General features: G+C 72.3%; 9 protein-coding genes. 3 read left to right on the top strand and 6 right to left on the bottom strand.

Going from position 1 to position 13,040, the window contains the following annotated elements; translation table 11 throughout:
- The first annotated feature begins 1 nt into the window (after position 1).
- On the top strand, positions 2 to 1,516 hold the full coding sequence (locus ADL03_RS25550) for a helicase HerA-like domain-containing protein (RefSeq protein WP_053736086.1): 1,515 nt from the start codon (positions 2 to 4) through the stop codon (positions 1,514 to 1,516).
- Here the strand turns inward: ADL03_RS25550 and ADL03_RS25555 are convergent.
- Positions 1,448 to 2,713 (bottom strand): MFS transporter, encoded by a 1,266-nt coding sequence (locus tag ADL03_RS25555; RefSeq protein WP_053736087.1) that lies wholly within the window; start codon positions 2,711 to 2,713, stop codon positions 1,448 to 1,450. The genes ADL03_RS25550 and ADL03_RS25555 overlap by 69 nt on opposite strands.
- Before the next feature lie 71 nt (positions 2,714 to 2,784).
- Between ADL03_RS25555 and ADL03_RS25560 the strand changes: the two genes are divergently transcribed.
- A complete protein-coding gene (locus tag ADL03_RS25560; protein ID WP_053736088.1) occupies positions 2,785 to 3,720 on the top strand; it encodes a GlxA family transcriptional regulator in 936 nt (311 codons plus the stop codon).
- Here the strand turns inward: ADL03_RS25560 and ADL03_RS25565 are convergent.
- Genes ADL03_RS25565 through ADL03_RS25575 form a run of 3 tightly spaced genes read right to left on the bottom strand, consistent with a single transcriptional unit; the run spans position 3,699 to position 8,403 of the window.
- The gene (locus tag ADL03_RS25565; protein ID WP_053736089.1) at positions 3,699 to 6,419 is read right to left on the bottom strand and encodes a BTAD domain-containing putative transcriptional regulator; all 2,721 of its coding nucleotides are present in this window, start codon (positions 6,417 to 6,419) and stop codon (positions 3,699 to 3,701) included. The genes ADL03_RS25560 and ADL03_RS25565 overlap by 22 nt on opposite strands.
- The gene (locus tag ADL03_RS25570; RefSeq protein WP_053736090.1) at positions 6,416 to 7,918 is read right to left on the bottom strand and encodes a PH domain-containing protein; all 1,503 of its coding nucleotides are present in this window, start codon (positions 7,916 to 7,918) and stop codon (positions 6,416 to 6,418) included. The genes ADL03_RS25565 and ADL03_RS25570 overlap by 4 nt, the downstream gene beginning before the upstream one ends.
- The gene (locus tag ADL03_RS25575) at positions 7,915 to 8,403 is read right to left on the bottom strand and encodes a PH domain-containing protein (RefSeq protein WP_231642241.1); all 489 of its coding nucleotides are present in this window, start codon (positions 8,401 to 8,403) and stop codon (positions 7,915 to 7,917) included. Before ADL03_RS25575 ends, ADL03_RS25570 begins: the two co-directional genes overlap by 4 nt.
- 283 nt (positions 8,404 to 8,686) lie before the next feature.
- Between ADL03_RS25575 and ADL03_RS25580 the strand changes: the two genes are divergently transcribed.
- Positions 8,687 to 9,925, top strand: coding sequence for a helix-turn-helix domain-containing protein (locus ADL03_RS25580; protein WP_231642244.1), 1,239 nt, complete (start codon positions 8,687 to 8,689; stop codon positions 9,923 to 9,925).
- 225 nt (positions 9,926 to 10,150) lie between these two features.
- On the opposite strand, the gene ADL03_RS48720 is transcribed toward ADL03_RS25580, so the two are convergent.
- On the bottom strand, positions 10,151 to 11,461 hold the full coding sequence (locus tag ADL03_RS48720) for a helix-turn-helix transcriptional regulator (protein ID WP_053736093.1): 1,311 nt from the start codon (positions 11,459 to 11,461) through the stop codon (positions 10,151 to 10,153).
- A gap of 33 nt (positions 11,462 to 11,494) precedes the next feature.
- Positions 11,495 to 12,994: an AMP-binding protein gene (locus tag ADL03_RS25590; RefSeq protein WP_053736144.1), complete on the bottom strand. Its 1,500-nt coding sequence runs from the start codon at positions 12,992 to 12,994 to the stop codon at positions 11,495 to 11,497.
- Positions 12,995 to 13,040: the final 46 nt, after the last annotated feature.

The raw sequence follows: 13,040 nt of genomic DNA on the forward strand, positions 1-13,040 counted from the left end.
CATGACGGCTCAGTCGGAGATCGCTGCTGGATACGCTTCCGCGGGCGCGGCCGTCGAACTGGGCGCCGTGCTGGTGGACGGTCAGGTGGAGCCGGCCGCGCACGTCCGCATCCCGCTGGCCATGGTGAACCGGCACGGACTTGTCGCGGGCGCAACGGGAACCGGCAAGACGAAGACCCTCCAGCTGCTCGCCGAACAGCTCTCGGACAACGGTGTGCCGGTGCTGATGGCGGACGTGAAGGGCGACCTGTCCGGTCTGGCGCGGCAGGGCACCGCGAACGACCGGACGGCGGCGCGGGCGGCCGACACCGGCGACGACTGGCAGCCGCGGTCGTACCCGGTCCAGTTCCTCTCGATCGGCACCGGCGGCGTCGGCGTGCCGCTGCGGGCCACGGTCACGAGCTTCGGGCCGATCCTGCTGTCGAAGGTCCTCGGTCTGAACGACACCCAGGAGTCGACGCTCGGCCTGATCTTCCACTGGGCGGACTCGAGGGGCCTGCCGCTGCTCGACACGAAGGACCTGCGCAGCGTCATCCAGCACCTCACCGGCGACGAGGGCAAGGCGGACCTCAAGGGCATCGGCGGTGTCTCCGGTGCCACGGCCGGCGTGATCCTGCGGGCGCTGGTCAACCTGGAGGCGCAGGGCGGTGACCGGTTCTTCGGCGAACCCGAGCTCGACCCGGCCGACCTGATGCGGCAACGCGACGGCAAGGGCGTCGTCAGCCTGCTCGAACTGGCCGAGCTGCAGGGCAGCCCGGCGTTGTTCTCCACGTTCCTGATGTGGCTGCTGGCCGAGCTGTTCGAGACGCTGCCGGAGGAGGGTGACGTCGAGAAGCCCAAGCTCGTCTTCTTCTTCGACGAGGCGCATCTGCTGTTCGCGGACGCGTCGAAGGCGTTCCTCGACCAGATCACGCGGACCGTGAAGCTCATCCGGTCCAAGGGGATCGGCGTGTTCTTCTGCACGCAGCTGCCGACCGACGTCCCCAACGAGGTGCTGTCGCAGCTGGGTGCGCGCGTCCAGCACGCACTGCGCGCCTTCACGCCGGACGACCAGAAGGCGTTGGCGCGCACGGTGAAGACGTACCCGACCACGCCGCACTACGACCTGGAGAAGGCACTCACGTCGCTCGGCATCGGCGAGGCGGTCGTCACGGTGCTAAGCGAGAAGGGCGCGCCGACCCCGGTCGCGTGGACCCGGCTGCGCGCACCGCGGTCGTTGATGGACACCATCGGCACCGACGCGATCAGGCAGGCCGCCGCTCAGAGCGAGCTGCACGGCAGGTACGCCGAGACCGTCGACCGCGAGTCCGCCTACGAGCGGCTGATGCGGAAGGTGGCGCCACCGCCGGAGGAACAGCGGCAAGCCCCGGAACCCCCGCGTGAGCGGGAGGAACCGGGGCTCGTCGAGAAGGTCCTCGGCAACAGCGCCGTGAAGTCCTTCCTGCGGTCAGCGGGCAGCGCCCTGGCGCGCGAGATCACGCGCGGCGTCTTCGGGACCTCGCGCAAGCGACGCTGACAGCACCGCGGCGCCGAGGCAGAGCGCGCCCGCGACGTACCAGGCCAGGTCGTAGCTGCCCAGGTGGTCGCGGGTGAGCCCGGCGGCCGACGCCGCGAGCGCCGCGCCGACCTGGTGCGAGGCGAACACCCAGCCGAACACGACCGGGCCGGACACGCCGAAGTACTGGCGGCACAACGCCACCGTGGGTGGCACGGTCGCGACCCAGTCCAGGCCGTAGAAGATGATGAACACCAGCATCGACGGGTGCGCCGCCGCGCCGAACAGCTGGGGCAGCAGCATCAGCGAGAGGCCGCGCAGCGCGTAGTACGCCGCCAGCAGCATCCGCGAGTCGACCTTGTCGGTCAGCCAGCCGGACACGATCGTGCCCACGACGTCGAAGATCCCGACCAGTGCCAGCAGCCCGGCGGCGGTCGTCGTGGGCATGCCGTGGTCGTGCGCGGCGGGGATGAAGTGCGTGCCCACGAGTCCGTTCGTGGACGCGCCGCAGATCGCGAAACCACCGGCCAGCAACCAGAACGGCCGCGTCCTGGCGGCCGAGACGAGCCCGCCGATCGCACGCCGGGCCGCGCCACCGCCGGGTGGCGGGGGAGTGTCCTCGGTCGCGCCCAGCGGCAGCAGCCCCACGTCACGCGGGTACTCGCGCAGGAAGAACGCCGCGAGCGGCACCACGGCCAGTGCCGCGACGCAGATCACCAGCGACGCGGGCCGCCAGCCGTAGCTCTCGGACAGCCATGCCACCGTCGGCAGGAACACCAGCTGCCCGGCCGCGCCACCGGCCGTCAGCACGCCCGTGACGAGCCCGCGGTGCCGCACGAACCAGCGCCCGGTGATCGTCGCGACGAACGCCAGCGCCATCGACCCCGTGCCGAGCCCGACCACGACGCCCCACAGCAGCACGAGCTGCCACGACGCGGTCATGAACACGGTCAGCCCGCTGCCGATCGAGACCATGGTCAGCGCGCAGGTCACCACGACCCGCACGCCGAACCGGTCCATCAGCGCGGCCGCGAACGGCGCGGTCAGCCCGTACAGCAGCAGGTTGACCGAGATGGCGAGCGAGATCGTGCCGGTGGACCAGCCGAACTCCGCCTGAAGCGGCGCGATCAACGCACCGGGAGCCGCGCGGAACGACGCGGCGCCGACCAACGCGACAAACGACACACCTGCGACCACCCAGGCCCAATGCAATCTCACGGCGACAAGGTTCGGTGATCACCGACCCGGCGACCAGTGGCCCGATGGCCAACATGTGAAAGGATCGGGCCATGCACCGGATCGCCGTCCTCGCGCTCGAACAGTCCGTCGCGTTCGACATCGGCAGCGCGACGCACATGTTCGCGCGGCTCGCCGACCGGTACGAGGTCGTCGTGTGCTCGCCGGACCGCCGCCCGATCCCCACGACCGGTGGCTTCACCATCGCGCCCGAGCACGGCTTGGAGGTGCTCCAAGACGCGGACACCGTGCTCGTGCCCGGCACGCACTACCGGCCCGCGCGCGAGGGCCGGCTGGAACCGGCCGTGCTGGAGGCGCTCACGACGACGAACGCGCGGCGGATCATGTCGATCTGCACCGGCGCGTTCGTGCTGGCCGCGGCCGGGCTGCTCGACGGCAGGCCCGCGACCACGCACTGGGGGACCACCGAGCAGTTCCGCGCGCTGTACCCGAAGGTGCGGCTCAACCCGGACGTGCTGTTCATCGACGACGGCGACGTCCTCACGTCGGCGGGGGTCGCCGCGGGCATCGACCTGTGCCTGCACGTCATCAGGTCCGACCACGGCAGCGAGGTGGCGAACTGGATCGCCCGCTACTGCGTCGTCCCCGCGTGGCGGCAGGGCGGCCAGTCGCAGTTCGTCGACCGCCCCGTGCCCAGCTACCCGGACACCTCCACGGCCCTCGCACGCGAGTGGGCCTTGGAACGGCTCCAAGAACCGCTGGACCTCGCCGCGATGGCCGCGCAGGTGCGGATGAGCGTGCGGACGTTCACCCGCCGGTTCCGCGCCGAGACCGGCATGTCGCCGGGCCAGTGGCTCACCCAGCAGCGCGTCGAGCGCGCCCGGCACCTGCTGGAGTCCACCGACCTGCCGGTCGACCAGGTGGCCGCGCACGCCGGGTTCGGCACCGGTGCGGCGCTGCGCCACCAGCTCGCGGCCTCGATCGGGGTGTCGCCGAGCGCCTACCGTCAGACGTTTCGCACGGCCTGAAGCCGCTCGCGCACGCCGTCCGCCTCGGTGGCGCCGATCTCCTCGTAGATCGCCAGCGCCTGCTCCCAGTGCGGCGTGGGGTCGGCACCCGCGCGGTGCAGGACGTCGCCGAGCAACACCAGCATCTCGGCCTGCAGGGGCAGTCCGGCGTACTCGCGGGCGAGGTCGGCGGCGGCCCGCGCACTGGTCTCCGCCTCGGCCAGCTCACCGAGGTCGAGGTGCACCTTGGCCAGTTCGTCATGGGCCTGCAGGATCCCGATGGGCCCGCCGGACGCGCCGCGCAGCTCGATCTCCCCGTACAGCTCGATCGCGCGGTGCAGCTCCCGCTGAGCGTCGGCGTGCCTGCCGGTGGCCCGGTAGGTGCACGCGAGGTTGTGCCGGATCACCGGTTCCACCTCGCCCGCGTCCGCGCCGGCGATCTCAAGGGCGGCCAGGTACTGCTGCTCGGCCTCGTCGTAGCGCCGCAGGCGGTCCAGCGCCAGGCCCTCCGACTGCAACGCGCGTGCGTGCGCCGCGGGCGAGACGCTCGCGCTCACCTCGGTGGCGCGCCGGAACCAGGTCAGCGCTTCCTCGTGCTCACCGAGCCCGTAGTGGGCCGTGCCGAGGTACTGCAGCATCAGCCGGTGGGCCCGCGGCTCCTCCGCCGCGCCGCCGAGCGCGGTGCGCGCGATCCGCCCGAGCGTGCGGTGGTCGGTCCCGAGCCACAGGTGGCGTGCCACCGCGTAGACGAGCTGCCACGCGTGCGTCGGCCAGCCCAGTGCGGCGGCGAGCTCGACGGCCGCCACGAGGTTCGGCGTCTCGGCCGCGAACCACGCCGTGGCCGCCTCGGTCGAGTCGATCACCGGGGGCTCCGCCGGCCGGTGCAGCGGGTCGATGCCGATGGGCGCGCGGCCGCCGGGCAGCTGACCGTCGGCGACCTCGGCGCAGTGCAGGTAGAAGTCGAGCGCGCGGTGCCGCGCGATCCTGCGCTCCGGCTCCGGGTCGTGCTCCAGACACAGCTCGTAGGCGTAGGCGCACAGCAGGTCGTGGTACTCGAACCGGCCGGGTGCCTGCTCGTTCAGGAGGTGGGCCCGCTTCAGCTCGGTGAGCAGGCGCCGCGCCGTGGCCACCGGCACGTCGAACAGCGCGGCCGCCGCGTGCACCCCGGCTCCCCGCCCGGGGTGCAGGGACAGCTGCCGGAACGCCCTCGCGGTCTCCGGCCCGAGCTGCCGGTAGGACGTGGAGAAGACGGACCGCAGGCTCACCGGCGCGTCGTCGTCGACGACGGCCACGTCGAGCCGGGCGGTCGCGTCGGCGAGCTCGGCGGCGAGGTCGCGCAGCGCGGCGCCGGGGTCGAGCGCGGCGCGGGCCGCGACCAGCGACAACGCCAGCGGCAGCCCGGCGCAGCCCGCGACCAGCCCGGCGACCGCGTCCGGATCGGAGCGCAGCCGCTGCTCACCCAGGTGCAACCCCAGCAGCGTGGCGGCGTGGTCGTCGTCCAGCGTGGGCAGGCTGATCGGCCGGGCGCCCTCCTTGGCCACCAGGCCGGACAGCTGGTTGCGACTCGTCACGAGGACGAGGCAGCCGGGGTTCGCGGGCAGCAGCGGGCGCACGTGCTCGGCGTCCCGCGCGTTGTCCAGCAGCACCAGCACCCTGCGGTCCGCGAGCAGGCCGCGGAACTGCGCGGCACGGGCGTCCACAGTGGACGCGATCTGCTCCGGCGGCACGTCCAGCGCCTCCAGGAAGGCGCGCAGCGCGTCCGCCGGTGGCACCGGGGCGGTGGCGTCGTACCCGCGCAGGTTCACGTACAGCTGGCCGTCGGGGAACCGCTCGGCCACCGTGTGCGCCCACTGCACGGCCAGGGTCGTCTTGCCGAGCCCGGCCGCACCGCTGATCACCGCGACCGTCATCGCGGCCGGGCCGACGAGGGCGTCGAGCGCGGCCAGCTCGCCGGTGCGGCCGACGAAGAACGGGCAGGGCGCCGGCAGCTGGCGCGGGACCCGGACCGGCGGCGGTGCCACGGCGCCGGCGAGGATCTGCTGGTGCAGCTCGCGCAGCTGCGCGCCCGGCCGGCTGCCGAGCTCCCGCGCGAACAGCCGCGTGACCTCCCGGTAGGCCGACAACGCGTCCGCCTGCTGGCCGGCCCGGTACAGGGCGAGGACCAGCTGGCTCCAGAACCGTTCCCGCAGCGGGTGCTGCCGGGTCAGCGCACGCAGCTCGGGAAGCACGTCCAGGTGCCGTCCGCGCGCGAGGTCGTCGTCGACGCGCAGCTCCAGCGCGGCGAGGCGGTCTTCCTCCAGCGCCGCGATCTCGTCCTGGTGCAGCGAGTCCGAGACGACGTCGGTGAGGGCGGGGCCGCGCCACAACGCCAGTGCCTCGGTGTGCGCGCCGGAGGTCACGAGCGCGCGGAACCGGGTGAGGTCGAGCTGGTCTGGCTCGACCCTGGCGACGTACCCGGTGGCGGTGGTGACCACGACGTTCGCCTCGCCGAGCGCCTTGCGCAGCCGGGTCATGATCATGTGGATGGTCTTGACCGCGCGGTCCGGGTTCGGCGGTGCGCCGTCCCACAGCCAGCGGGTGAGCTGCTCGACGGAGACGACCTCGTTGGCGCGCAACAACAACCCGGCCAGCACCACCCGGCTGTGACCGGCCGGGAGCGGGACCGGCCGGCCGTGCGACGTCACCTCCAGGGTGCCGAGCACCCGGAACTGCGCGGTCATTCGCCTTCGCGCAGCAGGAACGGGCGCAGCAGGTCGGGCACGGCCTCGTCGGCCAGCGCCAGGCCGTCGGACTCGCCGACGTCCGTGACCCGGTAGATGCCCGCACCGGCCGCCGTCGTGGCGCCGATCGTCACCAGTCCGCTGCGGCGCTGGAAGAACGACCGCTCGATGCGCCAGCCGATGATGCCGGTGCGCTGCAACGCGACCGTGCTGCGGACCAGGGAACCGTTGCGGGTCACCAGGTAGCGCGGGTCCAGCGCGTTGCCGAGCGAGCGGTAGTTGTCCCAGCCGACCAGCGCGGAGAACGGCAGCACCAGCAGCGGGATCGGCCACGCCCACGACGGTGCCCAGATCGCCAGCCCGGCCGCGAGCACGACCCACGGCACGACGTGGCGCACCAGGCTGCGGCGCAGCGCGGCGAACGGGTGCTTGCGCAGCGTCCGCGTCGTCGGGTCGTCCTCGACCCGCAGCACGTCCCGCGCCACCTGGTGCGCCACCGACAGCGGCGCGGGCGGCAGCAGCAGGTTGCTCTCGCCCTTCGAGCCCAGACCCGTCGTCACCGCAACGGCTTTCGCGCCCCTGCCCGCGCGCACCAGCAGCGGTTCCTGGATGTCGACGCCGCGCAGCCGTTGCTCCTCCACCGACACCGAGCGGGTGGTGAGCAGACCCCGTTGCACGCGCAGGGTCCCGTCCGGCTCACGGGTCAGCCGGTAGTTCCAGAACTGGAGCACGTACAGCGGCACGGAGAGCACGAGCGCGAGCACGACCAGCGCCAGCGCGAACCCGCCGAACAGCGAGAAGCTCGGGTGCTCGAACAGCCACCCCCACAGGTCGTGCACGACGTCGAGACCGAGGTCGTCGGCGTAGTTCGACACCACGCCGAACACCGCGCCGATCGCGACCAGACCCGACAACGACAGCGGCGCGAACTTCAGCCACCGCGGGTCGAGCCGCGAGATCACGTCCGACGGCGCCGGTGCCGCCGGCTCCTCACCGGTGACCGGCCGCGGCGCGGCGGCCTTGCGCAGCAACAGCACCCGCAGCCGTTCGGCCTCCTGCGACGTCACCGCGTCGAGCGTCAGGCCGTCGGCGCCGGGCGCGTCCTTCTGGCCGGTGCCGATCCGCACCGCCGACAACCCGAAGACCCGGTGGCCCGGCTTGGAGGTGAGGTCGACCGTCCTGATGCGATCGCGCGGCACCGAGAGCTGCTTGCGGGTCAGCAGACCGGTGTGCAGCTCCACCTGGTCGTCGGTGATGCGGTACCGGGTGGTGCGCCACAGCAGGAAGCTGAACGCGAGGATCATCGCGACCGTCGCGCCGCTCGCGATGATCCGCCACTTCTCGCCGTCGCCGGTGAAGAGCAGGACCAGGATCGGCACCAGCATCGTGATGCCCTCGTTGAGCGGGCGCACGATCAGCATCCGCACGTGCAGGCGGTGCCACTCCGACAGCGGCTCGGTGAGCTCCGGCGCGGCGGGCAGCCCGGTCGGGGTCGTCACGTGGCATCACCCGGCGTGGCCTGCGTCGTGGTGGTGAGCTCCTCCACGAGCCGGCGCGCGGTCTCGTGGTCCAGGCCCTCGATCTCCACCGGGCCCGCGGCCGACGCCGTCGTGACCGTGACCGTGGCCAGGCCGAGCAACTGCTGGAACGGCCCGCGTTTGGTGTCGACGGTCTGGATGCGCGAGACCGGGGCGACCCGCCACTCCTGGTTCAGCCAGCCGGACAGCGTGTACACCGCGTCCGGGGTCGTCTCCCAGCGGTGCACGCGGTAGCGCCAGCTCGGTTCGACCGCGGTGTGCGCGAGCCCGATGACGCCGGTGGCCACCAGCAGCGCCAGCTCCCACGTCGGCGGCTCGGTCACCAGCAGGAACACGACGAGCTGCGGGACGAAGAGCACCAGCCAGAACACGGCCGCCTGCATCGTCCACAGCAGGACCGACCTCGGGCTGACCTGGTGACGTGGCGCGCGCAGTTGCAGAGTCACCCCACAACTGTGCCTCACCGGCCGCCGGCGATGTGGCCAGGTGTGTCAATTGGTGTGCGCCGGCACCGGTGCGGTCCCGCTTGCGAGGGAGGCGGGACCGCACCGGAGCGGGTCCGGACGGTCAGCGCGTGACGCTGTACGGCGGCGTGAAGGACTCGGCCGGGTCGGCCGACGCCGCCGTGGCCACCGCTGCGACCGCGCCCAAACTGAGGATCACGGCGGCGATGGTTCGAGCGATAGTGTTCAACTTCATTGAGGTGCTCCGTTCCGATAGGTGGCGGCCGTGGATGAGGGCAGGAAGTCGTTGACGAGGTTCGGCGCGCGGCTGCGGGCGGTTCGCCTGCAACGTGGTTTGTCGCAAAAGGACCTCGCGTGCCCCGGTGTCTCCATGAGCTACGTGTCGCGACTGGAGTCCGGCGAACGGGTGCCGTCGCCCGCCGTCGTGCGCAGGCTCGCCGAGGTGCTGGGCGTCGACCCGACCGAGCTGGTGGTCGACGAGGACCGCACCGCCATGCAGGACGAGGCGCTGGCGTGGTGCGAGGCGCTGCTCGCCTACCACGACGGCGACCTGGTGACGGCCGTCGATCTGCTGGAGGCACTGGGAAAGCGGTCGGACGAGGAGATGTTCGGCTGGTGCGTGCGCTGGACCAGGCTCGTGATGCTGGCCCGGCACCGCGACCACGAGGGCCTGCTGCTGGCGGCGGCGAAGCTGCGCAAGTCGTGGTCTCCCGGCCCGGCGGTGGACGCGTTGGTGGAGATCCTGCGCGCATCGGCGTTGCGGCGCCTCGGCCGGACGGCCGAATCCGTGCGTGCCGCCGGTGAGGCCGTCGAGCTGGCCACCGGTGACGGCGACCGCGTGCGCCGGGTCGGCACCCGCGCGCTGATCGCGTTGTGCGCCGAGCTGACGGCCGCCGGCCGGCTGGCCGACGCGGAACAGGTCGTGGACCAGCTCTCCGCGCGGCTGCCCGAGCTCGGCCGCGACCGGCTGGCCATCTCCACGTGGTGGGTGCGCGCCAAGGTGGCCGACCGGCTGGGCGACCGCACCGAGGCCGCGCACTGCATCCGCGAGGCCGTCGCGCTGCTCGACGACTACGACGGCGATCCCGAGTACCGGTGCCGGGTCCGGCTGGCCGGCGCGTCCATCGCGTTGCGCACGCCCGGCGCGAACCTCGACGAGGTCGTCGCGCTGCTGGACGAGGTGGAGACGACGGTCGCGGCGATGCGCAGGCCGGACGGGCTGCTGGCGCACGCCCGCGCGCTGCGGGCCGAGCTGGCGTTGCGCGACGGTGAGGTGGACAGGGCGCGCGAGCTCGCCGAGGAGGCGCTCGCGACCGGCCGGCTCGACGCGGAACAGCAGCTGCGGTGCCACCTTCTGCTCGTGCGGGCCGCGGACGAGGTCGACGCCGGGGGCGGTGCGAGCGCGCGCACGGCGCTGGCCGCGCTGCTGGAGCACATCAACCCCGAGGGCGTTGATCCGCTCCTGTGGCGCGACGTGGCTCGCATCGCGCTCCGCAAGCACTGAGCGCGGGCCGCATTGCCCGGTCATGACCGCCCCTCGCCCTGCAACTGGACACGTTGTTAACGGAGCATGACACAGACGGGTTACCCGTCACATCACCCAATTCACCCGCAGCCACCTGGGTAATTCACCCAAGAACGCGAACCGGCCCGTAGGCGGCAAGCGACCGAACGGACGATCGCGGCACGCACCGGTCGGGGCAGTTGTCAACACGTTGACAATCGATGACTACGCCTCGGTCAGGCTCATCCACCACACGACGGCGCCGGAACGGCCGTTGACGTCAAGCGTGGAGTAGATCCGCTGCAGGTGGTTCTGCACGGTTTTGGGCGACAGCCCGAGCGACTCGGCGATCATCGCGGTGCTCGCGCCCGCCGCCAGCAGCCGCAGCACCTCGATGCCGCGCTTGGTGAGCCCGGCCCGCAACGCCCGCGCGATCCGGGTGTTCGTGTGCTCGGCCGTACCGGTCTCGCGCAGCTCGCCGGCGTGCGGCACGCGCACCACCGCGTTCTCCCGCTTGGGCTCGAAACGCCGGTGCGCCAACTGTTCCACGAGCCGGGCGGACAGGTCGTGCTCACGCATCCGCAGCAGGTCCCTGCCCTCCTGCAGCTCCCACAGCCGGTACTGCTCCAGCTGCAGCCGCGCGTGCCGCAACGCCTGGCCCAGGTCGCCGGACCGTTCGTGGGCCTCGCTCAGCTGCTGGTGCGCGTGCACCGCGACCTCCCGCGCCAGACAGCTCATGGCCAGCTCGGCGGCCTCGGTCAGCTGGGTGATCTGCTCGGGGTGGCGGCCGCGCGCTCCGCTGAGCCGGGCCCGTGCCATCAACGCCTCCGCACGCGCCACCGGGCGGTTCCTTCCGGCAAGCAACTGGTCAGCGCGCTGCCAGCTGCGGTGCGCGCGGTCAAGTTCGCCCAGATCGATGCGCACGTGTGTCAGCAGGACGTTGACCATCGCCATCCGGACCGGGTCGCCGAGCTGCTTCCAGCGGTCGCGCACCTGCGCGCACAGGGTTTCCGCGCGCCGGAGCTTGCGCACGCACGGTTCGCCGTCGAGGCTGCAGCGGCTCTCCCGGGTGCGGATCATGCAGTGCTCGTGGTACTGCACGCGCATCACGCGGGCCTGCTCGAACAGCACCGAGCCGATCAGCTCGCTGTCGCCGGTGAGCTCGGCCAGCCCGAGCGCGCGGGCGAACGAGTTGAAGCTGCGTTCCCGCGAGTCGAGCCGGAGCTCCACCACCGCTCGGGAAAAGCTGCACCGCGCCTGCAGTCCGATGTGGCGGTTGGCCGCCGCGATCTCCTGCACCCGGTCGATCGTGTCGAGCGCGCTGGGCCACAGGCCGCGTTTGCCCAGTGCCACGGACTGGGCGAGCACGCCCTCCGCGACACCCTCGACGTCGTCGAGCCAGCTGAACGCCGCGACAGCCTTCTCGGCGAACTCCAGGGCCTCGCCCGGCCTGCCCTCGTCCAGTGCGATGCGGGCCTCGCGCAGGTTGTGCACCGCGCTGGAGCGCGGGTCGGCCGTCCGTCCGGGAACCGTCATCGATCTCGAGCCCCCTCCGTCCGGGGCCAGACTCTAGCCTTGTTCGCGCAGTTGCCGTTTCAGCACCTTGCCGGCCGCGTTGCGGGGCAGCTCGTCGACGAAGAAGACGTCGCGGGGCACCGAGAACCGAGCCAGGTGCGCCTTCACGTGGTCGCGCACGTGGTCGGCCGTCAGGGTGTCGTCGCCCACCACGTACGCGGCGAGGCGCTGGCCGAACCGGTCGTCCTCGACGCCGAGCACGGCGACCTCGGTGACGCCGTCCAGCTGGGAGAGCAGGTCCTCGACCTCGCGCGGGTAGACGTTCTCGCCGCCGGAGACGATCATCTCGTCGTCGCGGCCGGCGACGAACAGCAGCCCGTTGCGCAGGTAGCCGAGGTCGCCGGTCGACATCAGGCCGTCCAGCGACTCCTTGCTGGTGCCGTTGGTGTAGCCGTCGAACAGCATCTCGTTGCCCACGAAGATCCGGCCGGTCTCGCCGGGCGCCACCGGCTTGCCGTGGTCGTCCACAATGGCCAGACGCGTGCCGAGCGGTGGTTTGCCCGCCGTGCCCGGATCCGCGAGCATCTCCTCCGGCGTCGCGATGCTCGCCCAGCTCACCTCCGTCGATCCGTAGAGGTTGTAGAGCACCGGCCCGAACTCCGCCAGGGTGCGGGCGGCGACCTTCGGCGGCAGCGAGGAGCCGCTGGAGGCGATGATCCGCAGCTTCGGCCGCAGCGGGATCTCCAGCATCCGTTGCAGCATCACGGGAACCACGAACATCGCGGTGCACCGCTCGGCGTCGCGCAGGGTCTGCTCGGGGTCGAACCGCCGCCGCAGCACCAGGGTGGCGCCGAGCACGAGCCCGAGCTGGAACGCGGCGAGGCCCCAGGCGTGGAACAGCGGCGCGGGGATCGAGATGACGTCACCGTGCTTGAGCGGGATCCGCGACAACAGCGCGGCGGCCGGTGCGAGGCTCGCGGGCTCCGGCCGCTGGGCGCCCTTGGGGGTGCCGGTGGTGCCGGAGGTGAGGATGATCAGCCGGCCGCGCCGGGGGCGGCGGGGCAGCGGCCGGTCCGGGCCGGTGCGGATGAGCGACTCGAGCTCGTCGGTGAAGACCACCGGCCGGTCCGGCAGCACGCCGGCGAACTCGCGGTCGGCGACGAACCGGTCGATCTGCTGCTCGCGGGCGACCTGGGCGAGCTGGCCCGCGCTCAGGCCGGTGTTGAGCAGGACCGCGTCGGCGCCGATCTTCGTGCACGCGGTCAGCGTCTCGATGAAACCGCGGTGGTTGCGGCACAGCAGTCCGATGCGTTCCTTCGGGCGGAACGCGTGCGCGAGCCGGCTGGTGCGCTCGTCGACCTGCGCGTAGGTGAGCACGCCGTCGTCGTCGATGATGGCCGCGCGGTGCGGGTGGCGTCCGGCGCCGGTCCGGTAGCCCCACGCGAGCGTGATGTTCCAGTGCAGGTAGCCGCTCGCTGTGGTGGCGAGCCCACGCGGGCCCAGCGGCCGGATCACTCCTGCCTTGACCAGGGTCAGCAGCACGCGGGTCAGCATGAGACCCACTCTGCCACTTACCTACTTGCGAGTAGGTAACGGTGTG

Source organism: Nocardia sp. NRRL S-836, assembly GCF_001279525.1.
Classification (GTDB): Bacteria; Actinomycetota; Actinomycetes; order Mycobacteriales; family Pseudonocardiaceae; genus Lentzea.